The sequence below is a fragment of the Methylophilus sp. E2MeOHC9 genome (assembly GCF_058744375.1).
This window is the reverse complement of the sequence record NZ_CP196024.1, coordinates 153,295-179,481: the sequence shown is the minus strand read 5'-3', so window position 1 is coordinate 179,481 and position 26,187 is coordinate 153,295. Positions and strand designations below refer to the sequence as shown.

General features: G+C 50.8%; 27 protein-coding genes and 1 tRNA gene. 10 read left to right on the top strand and 18 right to left on the bottom strand.

Annotated elements, in window-relative coordinates:
* Positions 1-74: 74 nt before the first annotated feature.
* From ACSSVF_RS00855 to ACSSVF_RS00845, 3 genes are all read right to left on the bottom strand, one after another.
* Complete coding sequence (locus tag ACSSVF_RS00855; RefSeq protein WP_492404735.1) at positions 75-650, bottom strand: MOSC domain-containing protein; 576 nt, start codon at positions 648-650, stop codon at positions 75-77.
* 24 nt (positions 651-674) lie between these two features.
* On the bottom strand, positions 675-1,070 hold the full coding sequence (locus ACSSVF_RS00850; RefSeq protein ID WP_492404734.1) for a YccF domain-containing protein: 396 nt from the start codon (positions 1,068-1,070) through the stop codon (positions 675-677).
* 330 nt (positions 1,071-1,400) lie between these two features.
* Positions 1,401-1,477 (bottom strand) — tRNA-Arg (locus tag ACSSVF_RS00845).
* A 155-nt stretch (positions 1,478-1,632) separates the two neighbouring features.
* Between ACSSVF_RS00845 and ACSSVF_RS00840 the strand changes: the two genes are divergently transcribed.
* The 5 genes from ACSSVF_RS00840 (at position 1,633) to ACSSVF_RS00820 (ending at position 6,826) form a co-directional block, all read left to right on the top strand.
* On the top strand, positions 1,633-2,772 hold the full coding sequence (locus ACSSVF_RS00840; RefSeq protein ID WP_492406283.1) for a nucleotidyltransferase family protein: 1,140 nt from the start codon (positions 1,633-1,635) through the stop codon (positions 2,770-2,772).
* A 159-nt stretch (positions 2,773-2,931) separates the two neighbouring features.
* Positions 2,932-4,416, top strand: coding sequence for a choice-of-anchor I family protein (locus tag ACSSVF_RS00835; RefSeq protein WP_492404732.1), 1,485 nt, complete (start codon positions 2,932-2,934; stop codon positions 4,414-4,416).
* 165 nt (positions 4,417-4,581) lie between these two features.
* Positions 4,582-5,085, top strand: a complete 504-nt coding sequence (locus ACSSVF_RS00830) for a c-type cytochrome (protein WP_492404731.1) — start codon at positions 4,582-4,584, stop codon at positions 5,083-5,085.
* Positions 5,086-5,215: 130 nt separating this feature from the next.
* Positions 5,216-6,052: a symmetrical bis(5'-nucleosyl)-tetraphosphatase gene (locus ACSSVF_RS00825; protein WP_492404729.1), complete on the top strand. Its 837-nt coding sequence runs from the start codon at positions 5,216-5,218 to the stop codon at positions 6,050-6,052.
* A 12-nt stretch (positions 6,053-6,064) separates the two neighbouring features.
* Positions 6,065-6,826 (top strand): sulfite exporter TauE/SafE family protein, encoded by a 762-nt coding sequence (locus tag ACSSVF_RS00820; protein WP_492404728.1) that lies wholly within the window; start codon positions 6,065-6,067, stop codon positions 6,824-6,826.
* On the opposite strand, the gene ACSSVF_RS00815 is transcribed toward ACSSVF_RS00820, so the two are convergent.
* The 8 genes from ACSSVF_RS00815 to ACSSVF_RS00780 form a co-directional block, all read right to left on the bottom strand.
* Positions 6,827-7,621, bottom strand: a complete 795-nt coding sequence (locus ACSSVF_RS00815) for a lysophospholipid acyltransferase family protein (protein ID WP_492404727.1) — start codon at positions 7,619-7,621, stop codon at positions 6,827-6,829.
* A gap of 1 nt (position 7,622) precedes the next feature.
* A complete protein-coding gene (locus tag ACSSVF_RS00810) occupies positions 7,623-8,426 on the bottom strand; it encodes a GNAT family N-acetyltransferase (RefSeq protein ID WP_492404725.1) in 804 nt (267 codons plus the stop codon).
* Positions 8,427-8,578: 152 nt separating this feature from the next.
* Positions 8,579-9,037 (bottom strand): outer membrane lipoprotein, encoded by a 459-nt coding sequence (locus ACSSVF_RS00805; RefSeq protein ID WP_379035026.1) that lies wholly within the window; start codon positions 9,035-9,037, stop codon positions 8,579-8,581.
* 60 nt (positions 9,038-9,097) lie between these two features.
* Positions 9,098-10,069: a carbohydrate kinase family protein gene (locus tag ACSSVF_RS00800; protein ID WP_492404722.1), complete on the bottom strand. Its 972-nt coding sequence runs from the start codon at positions 10,067-10,069 to the stop codon at positions 9,098-9,100.
* A gap of 108 nt (positions 10,070-10,177) precedes the next feature.
* On the bottom strand, positions 10,178-10,744 hold the full coding sequence (locus ACSSVF_RS00795) for a TetR/AcrR family transcriptional regulator (protein WP_492404720.1): 567 nt from the start codon (positions 10,742-10,744) through the stop codon (positions 10,178-10,180).
* Between the two features lie 94 nt (positions 10,745-10,838).
* The gene (locus ACSSVF_RS00790) at positions 10,839-11,600 is read right to left on the bottom strand and encodes a hypothetical protein (RefSeq protein ID WP_492404718.1); all 762 of its coding nucleotides are present in this window, start codon (positions 11,598-11,600) and stop codon (positions 10,839-10,841) included.
* A 3-nt stretch (positions 11,601-11,603) separates the two neighbouring features.
* Positions 11,604-12,014, bottom strand: a complete 411-nt coding sequence (locus tag ACSSVF_RS00785) for a CopD family protein (protein ID WP_492404716.1) — start codon at positions 12,012-12,014, stop codon at positions 11,604-11,606.
* A gap of 3 nt (positions 12,015-12,017) precedes the next feature.
* The gene (locus ACSSVF_RS00780) at positions 12,018-12,524 is read right to left on the bottom strand and encodes a TlpA disulfide reductase family protein (protein ID WP_492404714.1); all 507 of its coding nucleotides are present in this window, start codon (positions 12,522-12,524) and stop codon (positions 12,018-12,020) included.
* 353 nt (positions 12,525-12,877) lie between these two features.
* Between ACSSVF_RS00780 and dld the strand changes: the two genes are divergently transcribed.
* The gene (dld, locus tag ACSSVF_RS00775) at positions 12,878-14,578 is read left to right on the top strand and encodes a D-lactate dehydrogenase (RefSeq protein WP_492404712.1); all 1,701 of its coding nucleotides are present in this window, start codon (positions 12,878-12,880) and stop codon (positions 14,576-14,578) included.
* Between the two features lie 72 nt (positions 14,579-14,650).
* Here dld and serA read toward each other — a convergent pair whose 3' ends face one another.
* Positions 14,651-15,874 (bottom strand): phosphoglycerate dehydrogenase, encoded by a 1,224-nt coding sequence (gene serA, locus ACSSVF_RS00770; RefSeq protein WP_492404710.1) that lies wholly within the window; start codon positions 15,872-15,874, stop codon positions 14,651-14,653.
* 288 nt (positions 15,875-16,162) lie between these two features.
* On the bottom strand, positions 16,163-16,285 hold the full coding sequence (locus ACSSVF_RS00765; protein WP_492404709.1) for a DUF3149 domain-containing protein: 123 nt from the start codon (positions 16,283-16,285) through the stop codon (positions 16,163-16,165).
* Positions 16,286-16,440: 155 nt separating this feature from the next.
* Here ACSSVF_RS00765 and ACSSVF_RS00760 point away from each other — a divergent pair, with 155 nt between their 5' ends.
* Together ACSSVF_RS00760 and ACSSVF_RS00755 are read left to right on the top strand one after the other, a co-directional pair.
* The gene (locus ACSSVF_RS00760) at positions 16,441-17,466 is read left to right on the top strand and encodes a quinone-dependent dihydroorotate dehydrogenase (RefSeq protein ID WP_492404707.1); all 1,026 of its coding nucleotides are present in this window, start codon (positions 16,441-16,443) and stop codon (positions 17,464-17,466) included.
* 136 nt (positions 17,467-17,602) lie between these two features.
* A complete protein-coding gene (locus ACSSVF_RS00755) occupies positions 17,603-18,217 on the top strand; it encodes a glutathione S-transferase (RefSeq protein ID WP_492404705.1) in 615 nt (204 codons plus the stop codon).
* 76 nt (positions 18,218-18,293) lie between these two features.
* Here the strand turns inward: ACSSVF_RS00755 and ACSSVF_RS00750 are convergent, their stop codons facing one another.
* The 3 genes from ACSSVF_RS00750 to miaB form a co-directional block, all read right to left on the bottom strand.
* Complete coding sequence (locus tag ACSSVF_RS00750; RefSeq protein WP_492404703.1) at positions 18,294-18,710, bottom strand: hypothetical protein; 417 nt, start codon at positions 18,708-18,710, stop codon at positions 18,294-18,296.
* 421 nt (positions 18,711-19,131) lie between these two features.
* Positions 19,132-20,082, bottom strand: coding sequence for a PhoH family protein (locus tag ACSSVF_RS00745; protein WP_492404702.1), 951 nt, complete (start codon positions 20,080-20,082; stop codon positions 19,132-19,134).
* Between the two features lie 2 nt (positions 20,083-20,084).
* Positions 20,085-21,422, bottom strand: coding sequence for a tRNA (N6-isopentenyl adenosine(37)-C2)-methylthiotransferase MiaB (miaB, locus tag ACSSVF_RS00740; protein WP_492404701.1), 1,338 nt, complete (start codon positions 21,420-21,422; stop codon positions 20,085-20,087).
* Positions 21,423-21,540: 118 nt separating this feature from the next.
* On the opposite strand from miaB, the gene cysG reads away from it, so the two are divergent.
* A complete protein-coding gene (cysG, locus tag ACSSVF_RS00735) occupies positions 21,541-22,932 on the top strand; it encodes a siroheme synthase CysG (RefSeq protein ID WP_492404699.1) in 1,392 nt (463 codons plus the stop codon).
* Positions 22,933-23,023: 91 nt separating this feature from the next.
* Here cysG and ACSSVF_RS00730 read toward each other — a convergent pair whose 3' ends face one another.
* Complete coding sequence (locus ACSSVF_RS00730; RefSeq protein WP_492404698.1) at positions 23,024-24,337, bottom strand: sensor histidine kinase; 1,314 nt, start codon at positions 24,335-24,337, stop codon at positions 23,024-23,026.
* 27 nt (positions 24,338-24,364) lie between these two features.
* The gene (ompR, locus tag ACSSVF_RS00725; RefSeq protein WP_492404696.1) at positions 24,365-25,090 is read right to left on the bottom strand and encodes an osmolarity response regulator transcription factor OmpR; all 726 of its coding nucleotides are present in this window, start codon (positions 25,088-25,090) and stop codon (positions 24,365-24,367) included.
* Between the two features lie 456 nt (positions 25,091-25,546).
* Here ompR and ACSSVF_RS00720 point away from each other — a divergent pair, with 456 nt between their 5' ends.
* Positions 25,547-26,113, top strand: a complete 567-nt coding sequence (locus tag ACSSVF_RS00720; RefSeq protein WP_492404694.1) for an EF-hand domain-containing protein — start codon at positions 25,547-25,549, stop codon at positions 26,111-26,113.
* Positions 26,114-26,187 lie beyond the last annotated feature (74 nt).

Genomic DNA, 26,187 nt, shown 5'->3' with positions numbered 1-26,187 from the left:
CAAATTTTTCCGTAAACCTGTGCAACAGCTATCAGTCATTGCTGGCGGATTCTCTGCAGCGATCGCCCAGTTTGCTAGTCGTTGTCGAAAAGGGGGAGAGATGGTGTGGCTGGGTTAGCATGGTCAGTCCCTGCAATCACCTGCACAGTATCCCCGGTGCTTAACAGACCACCGCGCACAATGCGTGCTGTTATACCGCCATGGCCGCGCATAGCGTTGTAGCCACCTGGCCCGAGCACTTGTTCCATTTTTGAGCAGGGCTCACAGGGGTCAGTGACCTCCAGCAGCACATTACCAATCAATAGATGCAAGGGCTGATCTTTAAATAGCGATTTTGTCGCCAGCAGATTTATGCCGGAAACAATCAGATTACGCCTGAGCAAAGCCGGATCAATCTGTGAATGACCAGTGAGCGCTGCTATGACTGGTAAATGCTCTGCTTGCAGTAGTGTCACTTGCCGTTTATTTCCATCCGCAGCCGACGACTGGCGCAAACTGGCGCGATCTCCCTGTAATCCAAGGTTGGCAATGGCATGCACTTGATCTTGTTGCAAACAAGGCTGACCACGAGCCGGACGCAGGTAAATGGCATCCAGACGTCCGTGCTGGCTAAACTGTTGGGTCAATTGACGCAGGGTGGCGGATTGCATGAATGCTAGTGCGGATCGTTAAAGCTATTTACTCACTATTGTTTTACCAATTGGGGCGAGTGAAATGCCAGCAAGTTTTAGATGCTGGATGCCAAAAGGAATGCCGATGATAGTGACGAAGCAAGCAAGAGCAGAAACAATATGACCAATGGCCAACCATGCGCCGGCAAAGATAAACCAGATGACGTTGCCAACAAACCCAAGCACACCGGTACCAATATCATCCTTCTGATGTAAATCTCTTCGACTCACTGCTTCCCGACCAAATGGTAAGAACGTGAATTGGCCTATGACAAAACAGGCCTTACCCCAAGGGATGCCGATGATGGTTATGAAGGCCAGAATACCGAAAAACCACCAGGCCAGGCCCATGAAAAAGCCGCCAAAGATGAACCAAAGAAAATTACCGATTGAACGCATTTTTTATTTCCCCTTTTGTTTTTAGATTTGACAGCTAAATATCACTACGCGGTATCTTGCCATGATACGCGGTGCGATTCTGAATGTAGGAACAAAGTTTCTATTTTTAATGAGGTCTCAGGATAACTTGTGACTTAAGTTGAAATGTGTAGTGAAGGAATTCGTGTGCTATGCAAATGTTCGGAAAACATCGGGGTCAGAGTAAAAATAACTGCACATCCATTGATACACCCCACCAATGAAGTGGTAAATGGTGGGCACGACTTAGGCACATAGCGGGCACAAAAAAAGCCAAGTTAGTAATCACTATCTTGGCTTTGCTTTTCTGACTGGTGCGCCCGGCGAGATTCGAACTCACGACCCTTGGCTTCGGAAACCAATACTCTATCCAGCTGAGCTACGGGCGCAATCCGGCCATTATAGCAAATAAGTCGCGCAGCCTTGGCGCGCCAGTGTCTTTTTCTATGCCTGTGGCGGCATAAGTCGCCTGAAATAATCTTGTCATAGTGCCTGACTATGCTTGTTCTTCAAGAACGTTAAAGTTATTTAAGGATATTGCATGATGAAAGCCATGATTCTGGCTGCTGGTAAAGGCACACGTGTTAGACCGCTCACTTATGAGTTACCCAAGCCTATGATCCCCGTATTGGGAAAGCCGGTGATGGCTTACCTGATTGAGCATCTGGCCTTGCATGGGGTGGCAGATATCATGATCAACGTCAGTTACCTGCACAAAAAAATCCAGGATTATTTTGAGGATGGGCATCGCTTTGGCGTGAATATCGGTTATTCGTTTGAGGGCGATATTGTGGATGGGCAGGTGGTGCCGCATGCGGTTGGTTCTGCGGGCGGCATGCGCAAGATCCAGGATTTCAGTGGCTTTTTTGATGAGACGACCATTGTGTTGTGTGGTGATGCGGTGATTGATCTGGATATCACGCGGGCAGTAAAGGAACATAAAGAAAAAGGTGCGATGGCGAGCCTGGTGACCATGCAGGTACCTATGGATAAGGTTTCTGGCTATGGTGTGGTGGTGACCAACCAGGAGGGACGCATTATTTCGTTCCAGGAAAAACCTAGCCAACTGGAGGCGCGTTCCAACTGGGCGAGTACCGGCATTTATATTTTTGAGCCGGAAGTGCTGGACCTGATCCCTATCGGTAGCGAGTTTGATATTGGTTCTGATTTGTTCCCGTTGCTGGTGCAGCGTGGGCTGCCTTTTTATGCGATCCAGCATCCGTTTAACTGGATAGACATTGGCGTGGTAGCGGATTACTGGCTGGTGATGCAACAGATGATGCAGGGTTTTTTTCCTTCGATGCCGATACCCGGCAAGCAGATCAAACCGGGTGTTTGGGTAGGGTTGAATGTGCATATCGACTGGGAACATACGCACATTGAAGGGCCGGTGTATATCGGCTCCGGCTCGCGCGTTGATAAAAACGCACGGATTATCGGGCCGACCTGGATCAGCAACGGTTGCCATATCCAGCGTGACAGTACGGTGATTCGTTCTATCCTGTTTGATTACACTCGCATTGCCCAGGGTTACAAAGTGGAAGAACGCATCGTCTGCGGTGAGTATTGCGTGGACCGCGATGGCCGCATGATACATATCGATGACGAGAACTGCGACATTATCTGGACCGATGCGCGTGAAAAAGTGGTTTATCCGCAGAATTACGCTTATGCGCGGCTGTGATGTGAAAGTGTGCGCTCACAATTCTGTTGTTTTTTAGGCTTGTGAAGTGTGATTGAAAGCGGTTTTCATATAGTCCGCTGACTTCTGTTTGACATGCCAGTTTAAAGGTTTTGTCATATTCGATACGTATCCTCTAAGGTCTTTGAGAGAGGATACCAAATGAAAAAAATGACATTAATGCTGGCATTAGCGCTGAGTTCTATCAGTGCTGCACAAGCCGCAAGCAATTACCAAATTAGCAAGGAGTGGACATTTGCCCATAGTGGCAGTGGCTACCTGGCAGAAATTCCTGCTTATGATGCGATCACCAACACCATCTGGGTGGCCGGTGTTAAAGGCGTTGACGTATTGAACGCCAGTACCGGTAGCCTGGTGCAACGTATCGATACCAGCGCTTTCGGCAGCATCAACAGTGTGAGTATCAGCAATGGCCTGGCCGCATTCGCCATTGAAAATAACACGCGTACTAACGCGGGTGTTGTCAAACTGTATGATACTTCGAGCAGAAGCCTGGCCGCAGGCACTAACAGCTTTACCGTGGGTGCTTTGCCAGACATGATCACGTTTACACCTGATGGTTCAAAAATCCTGGTGGCCAACGAAGGTACACCAAGCACCTATGGCACACGTGATGGCACAACTACCCCACGCAATTACAACCCGGCAGTGAATGACCCTATCGGTAGTGTGACTGTGATCGATGTGGCGACACGCTCAGTGGCAGCAACAGCAACATTCAACGGCGTGCCTACATCCGGCACCCATATCCGCACCAATACCGGCATGAATTTTGAGCCGGAATACATCGCAGTGAGCCCGGATGGCAGCAAGGCCTATGTCACGCTGCAAGAGGCGAATGCGATTGGTATCCTGGATTTGCACACCAATACATTTACCAATGTGGTTGGCCTGGGCGCAAAAGATTTCAGCAAGCCAGGCAATACAATCGATCCATTGAATGATGGCAATGTTAACTTTATCAGTGCCAACGTCAAAGGCTTGTATATGCCTGATGGTATTGCTGCTTATTCTGCAGGCGGCCAGACTTACCTGGTCACAGCCAATGAAGGCGATTTCCGTGAGGATGATGCTGACCGTTCTGCGGCCAGTTCTTTGGGTGGCACAGGCGTGCTGGCGAATATCCGCGTTTCAAATACCGATTCTTCACCTGGTGATTTATATGCGGCAGGCGCACGTTCATTCAGCATCCGTGATGCGAATGGTGCGCTGGTCTACGACAGTGGTGACATCCTGGATAAAGAAGCAGCCGCGCGTGGCATCTACGATGATGTCCGTAGCCGTGACAAAGGCGTAGAGCCTGAAGGTGTGGAGTTGTTCACACTGGCTGGCCGTACCATTGCAGCAGTAGGCCTGGAAAGAACATTGGCTGGCGCCATTGCTTTGTTTGATATCACTGACCCGACCAAAGTCAGCTTTATCGACATGATCGTGTCTACGAGTGATTTGGCACCGGAAGGATTGACCGCGTTTACATTTGGCGGAAAATCTTACCTGGCATTTGCCAACGAAGGTTCTAACACTACTTCACTTTACAGCATCAGCGCAGTGCCAGAGCCAACCTCAGCAGCCATGTTGGGCTTGGGCGTACTTGCATTGAGCGTCATGCGTCGCCGTCAGAAGTAATCACTGACAACAGCAGTACAAACAGCCAGGCATTGCAGTGCCTGGCTGTTTTGTTTTTACGGCGGCGTGAATGGATGCGGCCTGCCTGAAGCCATGTTACGTTTCATGACATTGGGTTCTGCGTTATAATCGCGCAGGTAATTTCAAAATCAATGGGGCACAGATATGTCGGGGTACAAGGAAGGTTCAAGCATCAAAGAGTTAATCATTGTGATACCAGGCACAATTATTGGATTCACTCTGTTAGTGTCACTGTTAGCTTATCTTTTTGGTGTGATTGGCAGTGAAAAGCCTGCGCCAGCCAAAGAGGTGACTGAAGCAGCTGAACAAAAAATAGCCGCTAATATCCAGCCGGTAGCCACGGTTGAGGTCGCTGCAGAGGCGGGTGAGCACGTAGAAAAAAGTGGTGAAGAGATTGTAAAAGTCACCTGTGCAGCTTGTCATGGTACCGGTGCTTTGGGCGCACCAAAAATCGGTAATGCCGGTGATTGGGGCCCGCGTATTTCACAAGGCTACGCAACACTGGTTAAACATGCGGTTGAAGGCATACGCAGCATGCCACCACGTGGAGGCGGCGCTGACCTGACCGATCACGAGGTCGCCGATGCGGTGGCTTATATGGCGAACCAGGCCGGGGCAAAGTTTGATGCTGCCAGCTTGAAAGAGTAAACGCAGCCAGAAGTAAAAGCCGCTTGTGACAAGCGGCTTTTTTATTTCCCGGCGGCGCTGTGTTTATCGGGCAGAATAGAGGCTAAGGTATTCAACGTGGCTGACAAAGAGACAGGCATAGGTGACACGCATGGCAAGATTTGCAATTGGTGATATACAAGGTTGTTATCACTCGCTGATGCAATTACTGGCAGAAATAAACTTTCAGCCAGCGCATGACCAGCTATGGCTGGTGGGCGATATTATCAATCGTGGCACTGGCTCGCTCGATGTATTACGCTGGGCTTATGCACATAAAGACCAAATCAAGCTGGTGCTGGGTAATCATGAACTGCATGCGATCGCCGTGGCGCATGGCGTGCGTCCACCGCATCGCTTCGACACGCTGGCCGAGATTTTTTCTGCGCCCGATGGTGGTGAGCTCCTGCATTGGTTGCGCCAGCAGCCATTGATGGTGCTGGAAGACGATTACGCCATGATACATGCGGGCTTGTATCCGCAATGGACGCTCACCAAAGCCAAACAGTTGGCCGAAGAGGTGGAGGCCGTGTTGAGCGATGCAGATTACGCCACTTTTTTATTCGCCATGTATGGCAATACCCCAGCGCAATGGCATGATGCGCTGGTGGGCATGGATAGGTTACGCGCCATCGTCAACGCCTTCACCCGCATACGCTTGTGCAGCGCGCAGGGCGAAATGGAATTCGCGTTTAAAGGCGAAGTGCCGGATATGCCTGCGGGCTATTACCCGTGGTTTCAAATCCCCGACCGACAGTTTGCCGGAGCACAGACGATTTTGTTCGGCCACTGGTCGGCGCTGGGTCTGCACCAGGGCGACGGCGTTGTAGCGCTGGATACTGGTTGTTTATGGGGGCGCCAGCTCACGGCTTACAATCTTGATAGCCAGCAAGTGGTGCAAGTGGGCCTCGATGAACGCGACAGGCCAGCGGCGGGTGGTGGTGACTAGCGGGTTGTTCGCATGATTGATCTCTGGCTGGTCGTTGTCGCTTCGTTTCTGGCCGGCATCATGGATGCCATGGTCGGTGGCGGTGGCCTGGTCACGGTGCCAGCGCTGTTATCCACTTATCCTTCATTGCCGCCTTCGTTGCTTCTGGGCACCAATAAGTGTTCCAGCGTATTCGGCACAACAGTGGCTGCGATGCGCTATGCCCAACGTGTCAAACTGGATTGGGCCTGGTTGCTGCCGGCGGCGCTAGTGGCTTTTGCCGGGTCGTGGCTGGGCGCATCGACCCTCACTAAAACTGATCCTGATTTTCTGCGCAAACTGTTGCCGCTGATTTTGCTGGGTGTGTTGCTGTATACCTTGCTGCATCGCCAATTTGGCATGCTGCATAGCCCGTTACGCACGCAGCGTACCCGACTGTTACTGGCCATGGCTATCGGCGGCCTGATCGGCTGGTATGACGGATTCTTTGGCCCGGGCACCGGTAGTTTCTTTATTTTCCTGTTGATACGCTTGCTCGGTGTAGATTTCCTGCATGCCTCTGCTTCTTCCAAAGTGTTAAATGCTGCCTCTAACCTGGCTGCCGTATTATTACTGGCGGCGACCGGGCATGTCTGGTGGCAGGTGGGCTTGGCGATGGCAGCCGCCAATGTGGCCGGCAGCTTGTTGGGCACGGCACTGGCACTCAAACATGGCGCAGTGCTAGTGCGGCGGGTATTTATAGTGATGGTGATACTGTTGATTATGAACGCTGGCTGGCAGGCTTATGGGCCGTGATCAGGCGACTGCTTGCTGATGTTGCGCTGACGCAGGGTAGAGCACCTGCGTGATTTCAGTGTGCGCCACTTCAGCCAGTGCCTGGCGACTCATCTCCCTGGCCACAATCGGCTGGCAAAAATGTAAATGTACTGTCGGTGAACGCATGTGAATAAACGCCAGCATCGACTCAACCATGGTGGTTTCACCGGCATAGGCTGCGCCCAGGTTAAGGCTGCCATCAGGGTGCGCATAGCGTATGGCGACCGGGATCACAATGGTATTGGCATCAATGGCGGCCTGGATCAGGCTGCTTTTAAAAGGTAATACCTGTACGCCTTCGGTCGTCGTCCCTTCCGGGAACACGCATAAGTTATCCCTCAGCTTCAGGGCATTGCTGGCAATCTGCACTACGCGGGCGGCATCGCGCTGACGGGTGCGGTTGATAAAAATGGTGCCGGATTTCCTGACCAGGTAACCAAACACCGGCCAGTTCCTGACTTCCAGCTTGGCGACAAAGCGCACTGGCAGCAGGCTGTTGATGGAATGTATATCTACCCAGGAGATATGGTTGGCGACAAATAACACGCCATGCGTGTCTTTGACTGGCAATGTGCCACTGGTCGTCAGGGTGATATTGAAGCAGCGTAATAAACGGCGGCACCACCATTGAATAATAGACATGCGTATATTGCGGTGGGACACTGGCAACACAACGGTTGCCAGTATTAACCCTATCAATACATGCAGGCTGATGCGGGTGATGCGCCAGCCGCGGATTAAAAATGGTGTTTTAGTGAAAGAGGTATTGGACAAATTATTTCAGGAAATGCGCTGCATACCTGGGGTTGATACGGGAGAGAGGTAACAATACCAGCATATCCGCAGTATTAAAAGCAGGGTCCCAGGCTGGTTCGCCACAAATGTAAGCGCCCAGTCGTAGATAGCCCCTGATTAATGGCGGGCAGGTGACTTGCAGGGATTGGTCCAACGCTTCAATCGGCAACGGGTTATGCGGGAACACGCGATATTCAGCCGGGGAGAGGTATTCTTCGCGCAAACTGCTGAACAAAGAAGCCGCCATATGGCCACCATCATGCATGGAGATGCTGGCGCAACCTATCATGTACTCATACTGGCGGGCCATCATGTATTTGGCCAGGCCAGCCCACAACATGGTGATGGTGCCACCGGTGCGGTAGTCTGCATGTACGCATGCGCGGCCGACTTCAACGGTGCGATCACTCAATGGCGACAACCTGCTTAAATCAAACTCACCGGCGGAATAATAACCACCTGCCAGCATGGCCTGCATAGGGTTGAGAATGCGGTAGGTGCCTACCACCTGTTGTGTCGCATCGTCGCGCACCAGCAAGTGGTCACAAAAGGCATCAAAACCATCAACATCTAACCCATTAGTGCTTTTAATGTGCGCACCCATTTCTTCAGAAAACACCTGGAAACGCAGGCGTTGCGCTTCGGTGATCTCTTCTGCGCTGGTTGCCAGTGCCACGCTGAGTGACGCAGCCTGCTTACGCGAGGGATGGATGTTGGTTTGAATGTCAGACTGAGGAATGCCAGAATGACCAATGCCAGGTTGTTGCAAATCTTGCTCAAACATCACGCTTCTCCTTAGTGATTTAGCGAGATGATAGGATTGCGATGTGAATGATTGGTGACGATGTCGTGACAATTCTGTGACGAAAATGGCCACACGCAGGCAATAAAAAAGAGCGACCAGGTCGCTCTTTTAACTACTCGATGCTACTTGTCTTAATGGCTGACGCGTGAAGTGGAGCCATTCTCTACGATACGAACACGGTCGCCGGGTGCAAATTGTTCATCTGCTTCCTGCACGATAGACACCAGGTTACCACCATCCAGTTTGACGGTGATTTCATAGGCGTTTTTACGTGTCACGCCTTCTTCAATGGCTGAACCTGCCAGACCACCGGCAACCGCACCAATCACCGCGGCAATGATGCTGCCTTTACCGCCGCCTATGCTGCTACCGGCAATACCACCAACGGCGCCACCAGCAACGGTACCGACCGGAGACTTGGTGCCTTCCAGTTTGACGCTACGTACGCTCTCGACCACGCCGGTTTTCACCGTCTGTGTTTTACGCGCTTCGTCGCGCGAATAGACACTGCCGGAGTTAGAGCTGGCACAAGCGCCTAAAAAGCCTACCATGACTACCAAAGCAACCCACTTTAATGCATGCACTTTCATGTGTTTTCTCCTGTCTTATTTTCTCTTGGTTTAATCAATACTGGTTTAGCTCAATATTGTTTAACTCGATGCCGGGCGACTTAATGAAGGGTCTTCCTTGATCGCATCCTGTACCAGCGCATGGCTGTAAATACTTTCAATCTGTTCTCGACTGGCTGTGTGGTTCTGGCCACCCCGATGTGCAATTTTAATCGCGCCCAGCGTGGCTGCCAAGCGACCACAAGTTCTCCAGTCCCAACCGCGTGCAATGCCATATAACAAGCCCGCACGGTAAGCATCGCCACAACCAGTCGGGTCTACTACTGCTTCTGCTTTAACGCACGGTATATCATGGCGTTGACCATCCGCATAAATATGTGACCCTTCACCGCCCAAAGTCACAATCAAAGCTTTCACTTTGGCGGCAAGTTGTTCAAGTGTCAGCCCTGTCTTATCTTGGATGACCTGAGACTCATAATCGTTCACTGCCAGGTAATCTGCCAGCTCAATAAAATAAAGTAATTCTTCGCCATTGAACATCGGCAGGCCTTGGCCCGGGTCAAACATAAACGGAATGCCTGCTTCATGACACTCTTTAGCATGCTGGAACATGGCATCGCGCCCATCCGGGGCGATAATTGCCAGGACCGCGTCTTTGGCATCATTCACGCTATTGGCATGCGCTTGTTGCATGGCGCCAGGGTGAAAAGCCGTAATCTGGTTATCATCAATATCGGTCGTGATAAACGCTTGCGCGGTAAATGCGCCATTGATGGTTTTAATGTGCTGGGGATCAATCTTGTGCTGTTCCAGCCAGCTTTGGTAAGGCGCAAAGTCATCGCCCACAGTCGCCATGATCTGCGGCTGGCCTTCCAGCAATTGCAGGTTGTAGGCGATGTTGCCGGCAGTACCGCCAAATTCGCGACGCATTTCCGGTACCAGGAATGCCACGCTGAGTTTATGGATTTTGTCCGCCAGGATATGGTTTTTAAACTGGTCGGGGAACACCATAATGGTGTCATAGGCCAAGGAGCCGCAAATTAGAATATTCATGTGTCGTTTGAGGTTAGGTTAAATGTAGCGTTGAGAATGAGCGGCTATTATTGCCGCCAGCTTATCCGCTGGCAAGCCTTACTTGGCCGGAACAGGTGTGAGATGGCTTCAGGATTGCCTGATGGCAATGTCAATCAGGGTTTTAGCTGCTTTTTTTGCCGATTTGATGGCACCTGAGCCACGCTTGATTTGTTCGGCCTGGACTGCGCCTTCAAACAGGATGGAAAGTTGCAGGGCCAGGCCTTCTGCATCTTTGATCTGCGCTTCTTGCGCCAGCTGATGGATAAATTGGCGGAATTCACGCGATTGCTGTGATGACAGCTGGTGAATGCGGTTTTCTTCGTTGGGGAACTCAGCGGAAGCTTTGATAAACGCCACGCCGACAAACGAAGGTGATGTGACCCATTCTTCAATGAAATCAAATAATTGCTGGATTTTTGCATCAGGCTTGTCGCTTAATCCAGCCAGCTTTTCATTCATCCAGCTTTGAAAATCGTGATGGCTTTGCTGCAAGACTGCCAGTATCAGTTCTTCTTTGGTTTCAAAGTACTTGTACAGGGTCATTTTGGTGGTGCCAGCGACGGCCACAATGGTGTCTACGCCGGTGGAGTTGATACCACGCGTCTGGAACAAGTCCGTCGATACCTGCAGGATTTTTTGCTTGAGCACACTCATGTGTTGGATTATAGCACCCTATACTAAACGGTATAGCAATGCATATTGCATTCAATGCAAGCGGCGGCCAGGGTGAATTTTCTGGCGCTGTAGATTACCTGGAGTTCGCCATTAGCTTTGGCGTGTAATTACATTGCACCTGATCCAATAGCTGATTCACCAGCACCTGTTCGTCCCTGTTGGTGGTGACATGACCATTGATCACATTTTCGATATACACGCTTTTGAGTCTTTCCGGCAAATGTAGCGCTTCAATCAGCCGGCAATCACCATGTTTCATGGTTTCCAGCCGGCCGTAGATCGCTGCGGTTTCAGACGGGCTGGCTTCAAAAGAGAACGGGTTGGGCGTTGGTTCAGATGGCTCCGGGCGTTCAAGAGGTTCAGCCGCGCTTGCCGTGCTGATTTCAATCGGCGGTGAAACTGGCCAGAAATGCCCTGCCAGCATGCCGCTGAATAATGCCATCGCCACAATGCTGTAGTTACGCACCGCCAGCCAATTGATTTCACGGCTGGTCTGTTCCTTGATCAAGGCTTGCGCTGCACGTCTGGCATGGTGCAGGGCGGTGGAGTCAGGATGGCTCAGTTTTTCCTGACAGGCGCTGATGGCCATAAAGTAGAGCTGGTTAGCCAGCATCTCAGGCAGGCGTGCGCCCGCTTTTTGCGATTGTATTGTGAGATAGCTTTGCAAGCGCCCGGCCTGCGCAGTGGGATTGTGTGCGTGCTGCTGGCTGGCAAAAGGGCTGGAAAGCAGATCATCCAGAATGGAAAATAAGCCCAGCAATTTTTGCACGGGTTGCTTGCCGGATTTATCCAGCATGCGCATTAACCATTCAGATTGCAGCAGGCTTTCGAGCATGGCTTAAAAAGGTTTGACCACCACGAGGATCACAATCGCCAGCAACAGGAACACTGGGATTTCATTAAACCAGCGAAACCAGGTATGCGAGCGCTGGCTGGTCTTAGTGGCAAACTGTTTCAGCAATTTTCCACAATAATGGTGATAGCCCAGCAATAGAAACACTAACGTCAGTTTGGCATGCAGCCAGCCGCCGCTGAAACCGTAACCTAGCCATAACCAGATGCCAAAGCCCAGCGCCAGTATCGAGAGCGGCTGCATGAAGCGATACAGCTTTTGCGCCATCAACACCAGCCGCGCATAGGCTTGCGCATCGGGTTCCATGGCCAGGTTGACGTAAATGCGCGGCAGGTAAAACAGCCCGGCAAACCAGCTTGTGACAAACAGGATGTGAAACGCTTTAATCCATAACATGGTTTAGTGGGCCTGTTCTTCTATCAATGCGTGCAATTTGGGGAAATCCAGCTCACCTATCACTTTTTGCAGGCGACGGCCTTGCGGGTCATACACAAAGGCAGTCGGCGTGAGGTTGACATTGCCGAAAGCCTTGACCATTTCGCCAAAGCCATCGTGCATCACTGCAAACGGCAGCGCTTTCTCCTGGCTGTAATTGAGTACCTGCGCTGGCGGGTCATAAGGCATGGCCACTGCGATCACTTCAAAATTACTGTTTTTATAGCGTTTGTAGGTTTCGATCAGAGTGGGCATTTCCTTGATACAGCCCGGGCAATCGGTAGCCCAGAAATTGACCAGCACTGTTTTGCCACGCAGAGAAGCCATGCTGATTTTCTTGCCATCCAGCGTGGTGAAGGTCACTTCCGGTGCTTGCGGTTTTTGCATGACTGCCATCGCCAGGCCGATAAACAAAGCAAAGGCAACCAATGGCATGATCCATTTTTTGTATGAAAAAGCGTATTTAGACATGATGTTTAAATCTAGAATAAAAAATCCTAAAGCGGCTATGTATTTGGCCTGATGGCGGCATGTTGCCATTCAAGAGAGCTTGAAATCAAGCGTCAGTCATTATCTCAGTCACTGAGCAGAACGACTCAGGCCAGATTCTACTCTTGTTATCCTTGTTGTTGCGCGAAATTCCATCTCACGTTCTCTACTTCTCAGACCATGAAATCACGATTCGGTTTCGCAGTGAGCCTTTGAAAATGCCTGCACTAAAGCTGTACTAAGATGATGTGCGTCGTACAGGCGCTACCATGACATAAAAATGAACATGCTATAATCTTGCTGCCTAATTTAACGGTTATTCTCCTCGGTTTCTTATGACACATCCAGCCAGCGCAACGTTAATCCGCAACATGCAAGCCATCGTCGGCAAGTCATTTGTGTTGACCACTCAAACCAAAATTGCACCATATAGCAAAGGTTTCCGCTTTGGTTCAGGTGAAGCGATGGCGGTGGCAAGGCCGGCAACGTTGTTAGAAATCTGGCAGTTGTTACAAGCCTGTGTGCAAGCTGACGTGGCCGTGATTATGCAGGCGGCCAATACGGGTTTAACAGGTGGTTCTACGCCTGATGGCAATGACTACGACAGGCCGATAGTGATTATTAACACCATGCGTGTGAATGAGATCCATCTGATTAACGACGCCAAACAGATCATCGGTTTGCCAGGCAGTACCTTGTTTGGCCTGGAAGAAACCTTGAAGCCATACGGACGTGAGCCGCATTCGGTGATTGGTTCTTCCTGCATAGGGGCATCGATTATTGGCGGCGTGTGTAATAACTCCGGCGGTGCGCTGGTGCAGCGTGGGCCGGCCTATACCGAGCTCTCGCTGTATGCGCAAATTACCGCAGATGGCGCCTTGCAACTGGTGAACCATTTAGGTATTCAATTAGGTGATACGCCAGAAGAAATACTCACTAACCTGCAACACAAGCATTATCGCCAGTCAGATATTGAGCATCCTGACAAACTGGCTTCAGACAATGTGTATCACGAACGCGTACGCGAAGTCGATGCGGATACGCCGGCGCGTTTCAATAATGACGGCCGCCGCCTGCATGAGTCATCTGGCTGCGCAGGCAAACTGGCAGTGTTTGCCGTGCGCCTGGACACGTACCCGATTCAAAAGCAGCAAGTGTTCTATGTGGGCACCAACGATGCGCAAGTGCTGGCGACCATGCGCCGCGAGATCCTGACGCAATTTAAATCGCTGCCAGTCTCAGGTGAGTATTTGCACCGCGATTGTTATGCCGTGACCAAAAAATATGGCAAAGACACTTTCTGGGTGATCAACACTTTAGGGTCTAAAGTCATCCCCAACCTGTTCAGCATGAAGCGCACGGTAGACCGTATTGCCAGCAACTTCAGGTTTTTACCTGCCAAGCTGTCTGAATTGCTCATGCAGTGGTTCAGCTACTTGTTGCCCAGCCATTTACCTGCTCGCATGGAAGCGTATCACCAGTTATATCAGCACCACTGGATCATCGAAATGAGCGGCGAAGGCATCGCAGAAGCACGTGCGTATCTACAGCAATTTTTCGAGACTCACCAGGGTGATTACTTCGAGTGTACGCAAGAAGAAGGCGACAAAGCGATTTTGCATCGCTTTGTTGCCGGTGGTGCGATTGGCCGCTATCACGCATTACATAAAGAATCACTGGGTGCGATGATGACTGTGGACGTGGCTTTGCGCAGAAACGAAGCCAAATGGTTTGAAGAGTTGCCGAAAGAGATTGATGACCTGATTGCCGACAAGTTTTATTACGGGCATTTATTCTGCCATGTCATGCATCAGAACTACGTGCTGAAAAAAGGCGTAGATGCCAAAGCGTTAAAGCAGAAGATATTAACCTCGTTCGATGCGCGTGGCGCCGAATATCCGGCCGAGCACAATGTCGGGCATGAATATATCGCCAAGGAACCGCTGCGGAAGTTTTACCGTGTGCTGGACCCGACCAATAGTTTTAACCCCGGCATTGGTAAAACCAGCAAGTTGAAAGGCTGGGCAGAGCGCTAATGCGCTGATGTGGTACTAGAAGTAAAAAAGCCTTGCATCACTGCAAGGCTTTTTTTGTAGCTAACGAATTGATTAGTAAAGCAATCTTAATCTAATCGTGCCAGCCACTTTATCCAATTGCTCAAACGCCAGTTTGGAGTCGATATCGGCAACATCCATCACCAGATAGCCAATATCATTACTTGTCATCAGGCTTTGGGCCACGATGTTGATGTTTTGCTCGGCAAACAAGTGGTTGATATTGGATAACACGCCCGGCTGGTTGTGGTGGATATGCAGCAAGCGGTGCGTATTCGGCTGTTGTTGCATGGCGATTTGCGGGAAGTTCACGGCGGAGACGGTAGTGCCGGCGCCAGCAAACTGCACAAATTTTTCTGCCACTTCAATACCGATGTTGGCTTGCGCTTCTTCAGTTGAACCACCGACGTGCGGCGTTAAAATCACGTTGTCCAGACCACGCAATGGCGATTCCAGCGGCTCGTCATTGGATTTTGGCTCAGTCGGGAATACATCGATCGCTGCGCCACGCAGTTTGCCGTTTTTCAGGACAACGGCCAAGGCTTCAATATCCACACAAGTACCGCGTGCGGCATTCATAAAGATAGAGCCGGGCTTCATTTCTTCGAACTCGGCGGTCGACATCATGTTTTTGGTTGTTTCCAACTCAGGGACGTGCAATGACACCACATCAGACTGATTCAACAGTTCTTTCATGGTTGCCACCTGGCGGGCGTTACCCAATGGCAGTTTGGTGATCACATCAAAGTAGATGACCTTCATGCCCAGGCTTTCCGCTAACACGGATAATTGCGAACCGATACTGCCGTAACCGACAATACCCAGTGTTTTACCGCGTGCCTCATTCGAGTTCGCCGCTGTTTTTGGCCAGGAGCCCTGATGCACCGCAACACTTTTTCTTGGGATGTCACGCAGCAATAAAATGATTTGACCAATGATCAACTCGGCAACGGAACGTGTATTGGAATAAGGGGCATTGAACACTGGAATGCCTTTGTCGCGTGCAGCATCCAGGTCAACCTGGTTGGTGCCTATGCAGAAGCAGCCGATCGCTGCCAGCCTGTCGGCCGCTTCCAGGACACGCTTGGTGATTTGCGTGCGTGAGCGAAGGCCAACAAAACGTGCGCCTTTGATTCTTTCGATCAAGGCATCTTCGTCCAAAGCCGTTTTGACATAATCAATGTTGGTATAGCCTGCATTGTTAAGTGTATCGATGGCGTTTTGATGCACACCTTCTAACAATAAAAACCGGGCAGATTCTTTAATATTTGATTCCATACGCTACCTAAAGAAGTGAATCAGTGGAGGAAAAATAAGCTCGTGAGTATAGCATAAATGAAAAGCTGTTATTGCGTAAAAGGTGGTTAAGCTGGCTGATTATTGATGGCCAGATTCAAACCGGCGGGGTGGGTAGATTGTTTCTGGGCGCGCCGTGCAGCGATATCATTGTTTGAGAGTGCCCGTATCCAACCGGGGCTGCTATAATTGAATAAAAGCCCTGCATGTGCAGGGCTTTAAAGCGTGATCAACCAGAACTTGATTGTTTTTGTGTCTTAAAAAGGCATGTTATTTTCGCGATTTGACGTAAACATATATGCCTGCCCATATCATGACAATTGTCATGGCGGCAATCACGATCAAGCTCATCAAACCATAATCGGTAGAGAATAAATCAATCAGAATTTTCATCGTATGTCCTCCTGTGAGTATCAATACTTGCAAACAATGTATCTGATGATGATTTTGAACGCTTAGGCCGACATGGTTTTTGATATAACGCAAACCTGATGCATGCTGCATCCTGTGAAATCACATTTTCACGCGCCACTAACAGGAAATAGTTGATGAATCTGTACCCTTTATTAAAACCGCTATTGTTCAAGCTGGATGCCGAACAAGCGCATGACCTGACGCTGAAATCGCTTAAACGCGCAGAACAGCTGGGTTTGCTGGCATTAGCGGCTGGGCGCTTGCCTGATCAGCCCAGGCAAGTGATGGGGCTGCATTTTCCTAACCCGGTAGGGCTGGCCGCTGGCCTGGATAAGAATGCCATGGTCATAGACGGCATGGCTGCACTGGGGTTCGGCTTTCTCGAAGTTGGCACGGTAACGCCGCGCCCGCAACCGGGCAATCCTCAACCACGCCTGTTTCGCTTGCCAGAAGCCGAGGCCATTATTAACCGCTTTGGCTTTAACAACCTGGGGGTTGACCAGCTAATCCAGAATGTGAAGGCAGCGAAATTTAAAGGCGTGCTGGGGATCAATATCGGCAAGAACTTTGATACACCAAACGAACGTGCGGGTGAGGATTACCTGACCTGCATGCGCAAAGTGTATGCACATGCCAGTTATATCACGGTGAATATCTCGTCACCCAATACCAAGAACTTGCGTGCCTTGCAGGAAAAAGACGCGCTTGGCGCATTGCTGGCAACATTAAAATCCGAACAAAATATCCTTTCACAAGTGCATGGCAAATATGTGCCTATTGCCTTGAAAATTGCACCTGACCTGACGACCGAGCAGGTCGTTGAAATCGCAGAATTGCTGATGCAGCATCGTATGGATGGCGTCATCGCAACCAATACCACCTTGGCGCGTGATGCGGTCGCTGGTCTACCACATGCCGAGGAAGCGGGCGGTTTATCGGGTGCGCCAGTTAAAGATAGCGCTACCCGAGTGATTCAGACACTGGCAACATCCTTGCAAAATAGCCTGCCGATTATTGGCGTGGGCGGTATTTTGAATGGTGATGATGCGAAAGAGAAAATAGCAGCTGGCGCTAGCCTGATCCAGTTATACAGTGGCTTGATTTATAAAGGGCCGCAGTTGATCAAGGATTGCCGCAAAGCTTTGGGAAGCCTTAACTAAGTGCTTGTGCGGACAAATTGCTGCGTTACCCTGTACCTGAAATCCTCATGTACTTAATGGTCATTCCGGTTTCTATGTGCCGGGTGCCTTGCACTGCATCCCGCTCAATCACTCATTCAAAATCTCCCATCTTGTAATGGCGCTGCCTATCCTTTATTCCTATCGCCGATGCCCGTATGCCATGCGTGCCCGTATGGCGCTATGGGCGGCACAGATTCAAGTCGAACTGCGTGAGGTTTCCTTACGCGAAAAGCCGCAACATTTGTTACAGATATCCCCCAAAGGCACAGTGCCGGTATTGCAATTGCTGGATGGAGACGTGTTGGAGCAAAGCCTGGATATCATGTATTGGGCATTGCGGCAGCATGATGCGCAGGGTTGGTTGAAGGGTGATGTGGAAGCTGCCAATGCGCTGATTAGCCTGAATGACGGTGAATTCAAGCAAGCGTTGAATCGCTATAAATATCCTGATCGCTATCCTGAGCAATCGCAATTGTTTTATCGCGAGCAGGGGGAACAGTTTTTACAAAGGCTGGAAACTGCACTGGCAGGGCAGCGCTATTTGGTGAGTGATTCGGCGAGTATTGCGGATGTGGCTATTTTTCCGTTTCTAAGGCAATTTGCGGCGGTGGATAGTGAGTGGTTTGCGCAGAGTGCTTATGTCAATTTGAGGGTGTGGTTACAGGGGTGGTTAGAGAGTGCGTTGTTTGCTGAGGTGATGCAGAAGTTTCCGACTTATATTGAAGGTTAAGTGTTGAGAGAGTCCTTCATTATCGCTGAGGGGTAGTAGCAGTTCCGCAGAGCATGCGTACTAGTTGGGTTACACATTAGTCGTCATTCTGGCGAAAGCCAGAATCCAGGCCGGGTTCATGCTTAGATTGGCTGCAATAGAGAGCAAGTGTCACCCTGATTAATAGTAAGAATCGGTATTTCTTTGGATGGGCCAGCGTTCGATATTGCTGCTTCATTGCAGCATTCCTTTTCGCCCCTAGGCGAGTGACTTTTCTTTGCTTGCCCAAAGAATAAGTCACCAAAAGAAAGGGCACCCTAGCTTCCGCTTGTTCCCTGCGTTGCTCGCCAAAATAAGCGGTCACGAAACTCAACCTAGCGGCCTGCACACTACGCAGGCCACCGCGGGATTCGGACAGTCGCTCCCTTCCTCCTATTTTGCCTGCGCTACTCGGCGCGTCAGATAGGGGCCCGGTTAAAACCACCACGATGAAACGCTTGTTAAAAGTATGCATTCAGGGCGCTAAGGGACTTCTTTAATTTCTAAAACAAGAGCACCCCACAAACCAACTCCATTGTTTTGTTGGGTGCTCTTGTTTGTTCTATTTCAATGGTTGTGCGGGAAGCGATGTGAGGAGTCTCACTTAAGCAACCGCGTAGTGCTTTTCACGGGCCCCTATCTGACGCGCCGAGTAGCGCAGTCAGCGTGGGAGGTGTCGGCCAGCGCCTGTTCGAGTTCCGCGGTGGCTTGCGTAGTTTGCAAGCCGCTAGGGCGAGTTTCGCTGGACGCCCACGTTGATGAGCAACGGAGGAAATAAGCGGAAGCTAGGGTGCATTTCTTTTGGTTACGTTTTCTTTGTGCAAGCAAAGAAAAGTAACTCGCCCAGGGGCGAAAAACAGCGTATCAATTCAATTAAGCATTAACTCAAGTAAGAATTAAGTTTTCTCGTTAGCCTGCTCATATCTCTCATAAGCATTAATAATCTTCTGCACCAATGGATGCCGCACAACGTCCTGTGACATAAACTGGGTAAAGGCAATGCCTTTTACATCCTTGAGAATTTTCTGCGCTTCTACCAAACCGCTTTTCTGGTGACGCTGCAAGTCTATCTGCGTCACATCGCCTGTAATCACTGCTTTCGTCCCAAAGCCGATCCTGGTCAAAAACATCTTCATCTGTTCAGGCGTTGTATTCTGCGCTTCATCCAGAATAATAAAGCTCTGGTTCAATGTGCGGCCACGCATGTAAGCCAGTGGCGCTACTTCAATCGCGCCGCGTTCAAACATTTTGTTCACCGTGTCATAGCCGGCCAGGTCATACAGCGCGTCATACAGCGGGCGCAAATACGGGTCTACTTTTTGATTTAAATCGCCCGGCAGAAAGCCCAGGCGCTCTCCAGCTTCCACCGCAGGGCGGACCAGCACAATGCGTTTGACGCGGTCACGCGTCATGGCATCAACGGCACTGGCGACTGCCAGGTAAGTTTTACCGGTGCCGGCTGGGCCGATGCCAAAGGTGATGTCGTAATCCTGGATCTGTTGCAGATAGCTTACCTGGCGCGGCGTGCGGCCATGCAGGTCGCCCCGGCGTGTCATCAGTGTAGGCATGGCACTGGTGCTGACTTCTTCAGGTTTCAGTTTGTCGATCTCAACCAGGCCGAGCTGAATATCTTCCAGTTCGATCGGTTTTTTCGCGCGGGCATAAAAATTCTCTAGCATCTGCGCACCTAGCCGCATATTGGTTTCAGTGCCGGTCAGGTGAAAGGTACTGCCGCGGCGATTAATATCGATATCCAGGCCGTTCGCCAGCTGGCGGATATTCTCATCCAGCGGGCCGCATAAGTTGGCCAGCATCAGGTTGTCTTCAGGTTTTAGGGTGATTTCCATGCTTAGTTCACTATTTCGCCTACCAGGCGATGCGGGTTGTAGACATCGGTGATCTTTACTTGCACCATCTGGTGGATAAAACTTGCGTCGGCGGCAATATCTACCACACGGCCATTGTCGGTTTTTCCGGCCAGCAGGTTGGGGTCTTTCCATGACGGGCCGTCGATCAGCACTCGTTGCACAGTGCCTAACATGGCGCGGCTAATGGCGTCACCGTTGGTTTCGTTTTCGGTTTGCAGTTGTTTCAACCAGGCGGCTTTGCTTTCTAGTGGTGTTTCATCCGGCAAATAACTGGCTGGGGTGCCGGGGCGCGGGCTATACAAAAAGCTGAAGCTGTAATCAAATCCTACATCACGCATCAGCTTGAGCGTGGCCTGGAATTCTTTTTCGGTTTCGCCGGGGAAGCCGACGATAATGTCGCTGGTAATGGTCAGTGCCGGATTGGCTGCTTTCAGTTTGCGGATCAGGCCTTTATATTGCAGCGTAGTGTAATTGCGCTTCATCGCCATGAGGATGCGGTCACTGCCGGCCTGCACCGGCAAGTGCAACTGGTTGGCCAGTTTAGGCACGTTGGCATGGCAGGCAATCAGGCGTTCATTCATTTCGTTCGGGTGGCTGGTGGTATAGCGGATACGTTCGATTTGCGGAATTTCGGCCACGGTTTCGATCAGCATGGCTAAATCCGCTTCTATGCCTTCATACTGCGCACGGTAGGCATTGACGTTTTGCCCAAGCAGGGTGATTTCTTTCACGCCTTGTTCGGCCAGTTGAATGGCTTCAGTCAGCACATCTTCAAACGGGCGCGAAAATTCTTCGCCGCGGGTGTAGGGCACCACGCAAAAAGTACAGTATTTGCTACAGCCTTCCATAATGCTTAAGAAAGCAGTGGCGCCTTCGATGCGTGGTGGCGGCAGGTGGTCGAACTTTTCGATCTCGGGGAAGGTGATATCTACCTGTGGTTTGTTCTCTGCGCGTTTGGCTTTGATCAGCTCGGGCAAGCGGTGCAAGGTTTGCGGGCCAAATACCACATCGACATAAGGCGCGCGCTTGATGATCGCGTCCCCCTCCTGGCTGGCGACGCAACCGCCGACGCCGATGACCAGGTTGGGATTTTTCTCCTTGAGCGGAATCATGCGGCCCAGGTGGCTGAACACCTTTTCTTCGGCTTTTTCGCGCACCGAGCAAGTGTTGAGCAGGATGACATCGGCTTCTTCCATATTGTCGGTTTGGGTCATGCCGTCATGTTCACGCATCAAATCGACCATGCGTGAAGCATCGTACTCGTTCATCTGGCAACCAAACGATTTAATGAATATCTTTTTACCGCTGTCCTGCTTCATCTAGCATTTTTTCAAATCAAAACAGTATTTTAGCGTATTTGACTGTGGCTGGCATGATAATCGGCAACGCAATTCATGACTGCGGTAAAATGGCTTATCTTTTAAAAAGCTTTATTGCATGCAAGCCTTACCGATCTTTTTTAATATTGCACAGCGGCGTTGCCTGGTCATAGGTGGTGGTGACGTGGCGACGCGCAAAGTCATCATGCTGCGCAAGGCGCAGGGCAATGTCGTCGTGATTGCGCCTGAGTTAAGCAACGAGTTGCATGCGCTGCTGGCTCAAAACGAGATTGAATATGTGAAAACCTGCTTTGCGCCTGAACAGCTGACCGGCGCTTGCCTGGTGATCGCTGCCACCAATGATGAGGCGGTGAATGAAGCTGTATCGGTGGCGGCCAGGCGCTTGAATATTCCCGTCAATGTTGTGGATGCGCCCGCACTGTGCACTTTCACTATGGGGTCGATTATTGACCGCAGCCCGGTGGTGATCGCCGTTTCCAGTGAGGGGAATGCGCCCGTGCTGGCACGGCATATCCGCAGCAAAATCGAAACGATGCTGCCCGCGGCTTATGGGCAAATCGCGACCATCGCCGGAGAGTTTCGCGATCAGGTGAAAGCTAAATTCTCGACCACGCAGGCACGGCGACGGTTTTGGGAGGACGTATTGAATGGCCCGCTGGTCGAACGCGTATTGTCAGGTCAGGAGCAGGCAGCGCGGGAATTGCTTGGTGAGTTATTAACGCAAAGTGACGATGCGCCAGCGCGCGGGGAGGTCTATCTGGTGGGTGGCGGGCCGGGCGATCCTGATCTGCTGACTTTCCGTGCGTTGCGATTAATGCAGCAATGCGATGTCTGCGTCTATGACAAGCTGGTCAGTAAAGAAGTGATGGAGCTGGTGCGTCGCGATGCCGAGCTGATTTATGTCGGAAAATCACGCGACCAGCATACGCTGCCGCAAGAGGAGATCAATGCTTTGCTTGCTAGGCTTGCGCTGGAAGGCAAGCGCGTATTACGTTTAAAAGGCGGCGACCCGTTTATTTTTGGTCGTGGCGGCGAAGAAATCGAAACATTGATGCAGCATGGCGTGCCGTTCCAGGTAGTGCCTGGCATTACCGCGGCTAATGGTGTATCGAGTTATGCTGGTATTCCCTTAACCCATAGGGATTATGCGCAGGCTTGCCTGTTTATTACCGGCCACCTGAAAGATGGTACGGTAGACCTGGACTGGCAGGCGATGGCACGCCCACGACAAACAGTGGTGATTTATATGGGGCTGGTCGGGCTGGAGCAGATTTGTGAGCAGCTGGTCGCACATGGCGTGTCGCAAGACATGCCTGCCGCCGTGATACAGCAAGGTACTACCCAAAAGCAGCGCGTGGTGGAATCCACCCTGGCAACATTGGCAAACGATGTGGCAGCCGCCGGGTTGAAGCCGCCTAGCCTGACGATCATTGGCGAAGTCGTGCGGTTGCGGTCGCGTCTGAACTGGTTTACACCAGCCGAGCAGTAAACTGTCCGAGCTTAGGCTAAGCGTAGGTTAAACTGCTTATAGATTGAAGTTTATGAACTGGTTAATGCTTAGGAAAGCGCAAATACCTGACTTAAGTATTCGGCAAGATAGGCAGTGATAGCCTGGCTTCCAGCCCACCTTCAGGGCGGTTGAGCAGATAAAGCTGGCCGCCATGCAGTTTGGAAATTCGGTTGCAAATGGCAAGCCCTAAACCACTGCCCCCTTCATATTTATTGCGCGCACTATCCATGCGTTCAAAAGGGCGTAACAAGCGCTCGGCATGCTCTGGCGGAATGCCGGGGCCATTATCAAGTACGCTGACCACGATCTTATCTGCCATTACCTGGCTACGTACTTCTACTTTACCTTTGCCGTAGTTATAGGCATTGCCTACCAGGTTATCCAGCAGGCGCTGCATGGCCAAAGGTCGGATAGGGATGAAGTATTTGGGACCCAGCGATATTTTCAGTTCACGACCTGCGCGTAACTGCCTTTCAGACAAGGCGCGTAACAGGTCGTTGATATCCATCATGCGCGTAGGTTCGCCTTCCACGCCGCGTACAAAATCCAGGAACTGGTGGATGATATTGTCCATGTCGGAGATATCTTCAATCATGCCGTGCTTCATATAGTCGGCTTCTTGCGGCAGCATTTCCACCGCCAGCCGCAGCCTGGCTAACGGAGTGCGAATGTCATGCGATACACCGGCCAGCAATAAAGTGCGCTCTGCATCCAGCCTCGCCAGTGACTCGGCCATCTGGTTAAACGTATGCGTCACTTCGCGCAGTTCTTCTACACTGTCTTCAGGCAGCTTTGGTGCCGGTTCGCCATTACGCAAACGTTCTGCCGCATGCACCAGCATGGTTAAAGGGCGGTTGATGCGGGCAGTCAGCAGGTAACCGCCGATCAGTGACAACAAGCCAACCACGGCGGCCCAACCCAGCCAGTGCCAGGGGAAAGGACGATCGACCTGGATTTTTGGGATGACCACCCAAAAGTCATCCTGGCCGACATTAAAACTGATCCATAAGCCCGGGATATCATAGTGGTTGACGGTAATAATGGTTTCTTCGCCCAGTTTTTCGCGGATTTTTTGCGCCATCAGGCCGATAAAGGGATCAAGCGGTAGCGGCTCAATGTCTTCCAGGAAGTCTGCCGCATATACACGTACGCCTTCACGCCCGGACAGTTCGGAAAGCAGGGCCAGGCGGCGGTTCTCGTGAGAAGCGATCAGGGAGGCACGCGTGTAATTGACGATGGTGACGGCTTGTAAGGCCGCCGCTGTGGCGCGCGGTTCGCGATCAAAATAATCAAATATTTTGAGCGAAGCATAGATACTGACTGCCAATAGAATGGCAATCAGTAACATGATGCGGGAGAGTAGTCTGCGGGGCAGTAGGCGCACGAGAGCTAAGGCTTGCGATGCACAGCGTTACTGCGGGGATTCGCCATCAGGAATAAACACATAGCCAAAGCCCCACATGGTTTGCAAATAGCGTGGATGCGCTGGATCCGGTTCAATAATCCGGCGCAGGCGCGAGACTTGTACATCAATACTACGGTCAAATACATCCAGCTCACGACCACGTGCCAGTTGCATCAGCCGGTCACGTGAAAGTGGCTGGCGCGGATGCTCGGTGAATACTTTCAGTAAAGTGAATTCACCACTGGTGATGGTGATCTGGGTGCCATTTTTACTCAGGCTGCGGGTGTTGATATCAAATACGAACTCACCAAACTGGAAGGCGGAATTTTTATCTTCAGTCGCCAGTTTTGGCATGATTTCATGGCGGCGCAGTACGGCGTTGATACGTGCCAGTAGCTCGCGTGGATTAAACGGCTTGGGCAAATAGTCATCCGCACCCATTTCCAGGCCGACAATACGGTCGACCTCGTCACCACGGGCGGTCAGCATGATAATGGGTGTCACATGATTGGAGCCACGCAAGCGGCGGCAGATTGCAAGGCCATCTTCACCGGGCAGCATCAGGTCGAGAATCAGCAAATCAAAACTCTCGGCGGCCATGGCTTTGTCGAGTTCCTTGCCATCAGACACAGATTTGATATTAAACCCTTGTTCTGTCAGGTAACGCTGTAAAAGTTCGCGCATACGCAAGTCGTCATCGACCATCAAGATTTTTTTAAACTGTTCTGCCATACGAACCTTCACACTAAAACTGGCGTCTTGGTTAACGCGTTAAGCCGAAATAACACGGTCATGAGACCTAGTGATAAAACGGCTGGGGGGACTAAACTTATTAGCTGGCATTATACTCCAAGCAGCACAGAGCATGAAATGGGTCTGTTACAAATTGGTTACAAATAGCGTTTACGATGAAATATTACATTTACAATCCTTAGGCATCATGAGTGCCCGTTTGCACAAAACGGCGGCTTGAAAAACGCTATTTTGTGTTAAAACTGTTGATGTGCTTGCTACAGTTGCGTTATGGTATGCAGCCTGACTTTTTTGTGGTCAGCTGGCATTTTTCCAAGTGATCTTTATCAAACAAAGCCAAGTGTTGGTGATAGATTAAAGACACGATGTTATGTATAGGTGTGGATGTTTAGAGCGATAAAACATTTAAATGAGGTTTTTTTGCTAACAACGACCATGTTGCTAGCATTGCCTGCCTGTGCCGATCTTAAGTTGCCTATCCGGTTAAGTGATAACCGCGTGATTGACAACGATGACGCCGGACTTGCCAAAACGTTGGAACACAACTTCAGCCCTGAAGACCGTGCGCGCTTGCGCAAGGCCCTTACCGAGTATGCCCGCAATACCGATCCCGACCATCAATTGATGTTACAAAAGCGTAAAGCCATGCATGACAGCATTTCGCAACGCTTTAATGAATGTAACCGCGATAATGATGAAACGCTGGACCGGGAAGAAGCCACGCTATGCCTGCCGCAGGTGGCACGACATTTCTCTTATGTGGATCTGGACGGCGATGGCGTCATCACCCTGGAAGAGCTTGAAAACGCCTATGCCAAGATGACAGAGCGCCAACGTGAGGCAGAGTCTAAAACAGAAGCGCAGCAAGCAGCGGCGACTGATGCCGATATCGACGCCAAACTCAAAAACAAGTCAAAATCCAACCCTTCTGTCATTCCCGCCAGCAGTTCAGTGAACTCTTCCGGTAAGGACAATTCTGGTCTTCGCAAGCGCCCCAGTTAACTTTTGCAAGGTGTGCCAGTGCCTGTAGATTACACTTCTACTGGCAATCCTGCATTGACCTTGGATAGACTCAC

Bases quoted from the DNA above. Each gene is read 5' to 3' on its own strand.
- ACSSVF_RS00830 (WP_492404731.1), top strand. From the start codon at position 4,582: ATGTCGGGGTACAAGGAAGGTTCAAGCATCAAAGAGTTAATCATTGTG.
- ACSSVF_RS00800 (WP_492404722.1), bottom strand. From the start codon at position 10,069: ATGAATATTCTAATTTGCGGCTCCTTGGCCTATGACACCATTATGGTG.
- ACSSVF_RS00810 (WP_492404725.1), bottom strand. From the start codon at position 8,426: ATGTTTGAGCAAGATTTGCAACAACCTGGCATTGGTCATTCTGGCATT.
- ACSSVF_RS00835 (WP_492404732.1), top strand. From the start codon at position 2,932: ATGAAAAAAATGACATTAATGCTGGCATTAGCGCTGAGTTCTATCAGT.
- ompR (WP_492404696.1), bottom strand. From the start codon at position 25,090: ATGGCAGAACAGTTTAAAAAAATCTTGATGGTCGATGACGACTTGCGT.
- ACSSVF_RS00745 (WP_492404702.1), bottom strand. From the start codon at position 20,082: ATGGAAATCACCCTAAAACCTGAAGACAACCTGATGCTGGCCAACTTA.
- ACSSVF_RS00790 (WP_492404718.1), bottom strand. From the start codon at position 11,600: ATGCTCGAAAGCCTGCTGCAATCTGAATGGTTAATGCGCATGCTGGAT.
- ACSSVF_RS00850 (WP_492404734.1), bottom strand. From the start codon at position 1,070: ATGCGTTCAATCGGTAATTTTCTTTGGTTCATCTTTGGCGGCTTTTTC.
- ACSSVF_RS00805 (WP_379035026.1), bottom strand. From the start codon at position 9,037: ATGAAAGTGCATGCATTAAAGTGGGTTGCTTTGGTAGTCATGGTAGGC.
- ACSSVF_RS00820 (WP_492404728.1), top strand. From the start codon at position 6,065: ATGATTGATCTCTGGCTGGTCGTTGTCGCTTCGTTTCTGGCCGGCATC.
- ACSSVF_RS00765 (WP_492404709.1), bottom strand. From the start codon at position 16,285: ATGAAAATTCTGATTGATTTATTCTCTACCGATTATGGTTTGATGAGC.
- ACSSVF_RS00785 (WP_492404716.1), bottom strand. From the start codon at position 12,014: ATGTTATGGATTAAAGCGTTTCACATCCTGTTTGTCACAAGCTGGTTT.
- cysG (WP_492404699.1), top strand. From the start codon at position 21,541: ATGCAAGCCTTACCGATCTTTTTTAATATTGCACAGCGGCGTTGCCTG.
- ACSSVF_RS00760 (WP_492404707.1), top strand. From the start codon at position 16,441: ATGAATCTGTACCCTTTATTAAAACCGCTATTGTTCAAGCTGGATGCC.
- ACSSVF_RS00795 (WP_492404720.1), bottom strand. From the start codon at position 10,744: ATGAGTGTGCTCAAGCAAAAAATCCTGCAGGTATCGACGGACTTGTTC.
- ACSSVF_RS00825 (WP_492404729.1), top strand. From the start codon at position 5,216: ATGGCAAGATTTGCAATTGGTGATATACAAGGTTGTTATCACTCGCTG.
- ACSSVF_RS00755 (WP_492404705.1), top strand. From the start codon at position 17,603: ATGGCGCTGCCTATCCTTTATTCCTATCGCCGATGCCCGTATGCCATG.
- dld (WP_492404712.1), top strand. From the start codon at position 12,878: ATGACACATCCAGCCAGCGCAACGTTAATCCGCAACATGCAAGCCATC.
- ACSSVF_RS00780 (WP_492404714.1), bottom strand. From the start codon at position 12,524: ATGTCTAAATACGCTTTTTCATACAAAAAATGGATCATGCCATTGGTT.
- ACSSVF_RS00750 (WP_492404703.1), bottom strand. From the start codon at position 18,710: ATGCATACTTTTAACAAGCGTTTCATCGTGGTGGTTTTAACCGGGCCC.
- ACSSVF_RS00855 (WP_492404735.1), bottom strand. From the start codon at position 650: ATGCAATCCGCCACCCTGCGTCAATTGACCCAACAGTTTAGCCAGCAC.
- serA (WP_492404710.1), bottom strand. From the start codon at position 15,874: ATGGAATCAAATATTAAAGAATCTGCCCGGTTTTTATTGTTAGAAGGT.
- ACSSVF_RS00840 (WP_492406283.1), top strand. From the start codon at position 1,633: ATGAAAGCCATGATTCTGGCTGCTGGTAAAGGCACACGTGTTAGACCG.
- miaB (WP_492404701.1), bottom strand. From the start codon at position 21,422: ATGAAGCAGGACAGCGGTAAAAAGATATTCATTAAATCGTTTGGTTGC.
- ACSSVF_RS00720 (WP_492404694.1), top strand. From the start codon at position 25,547: ATGTTGCTAGCATTGCCTGCCTGTGCCGATCTTAAGTTGCCTATCCGG.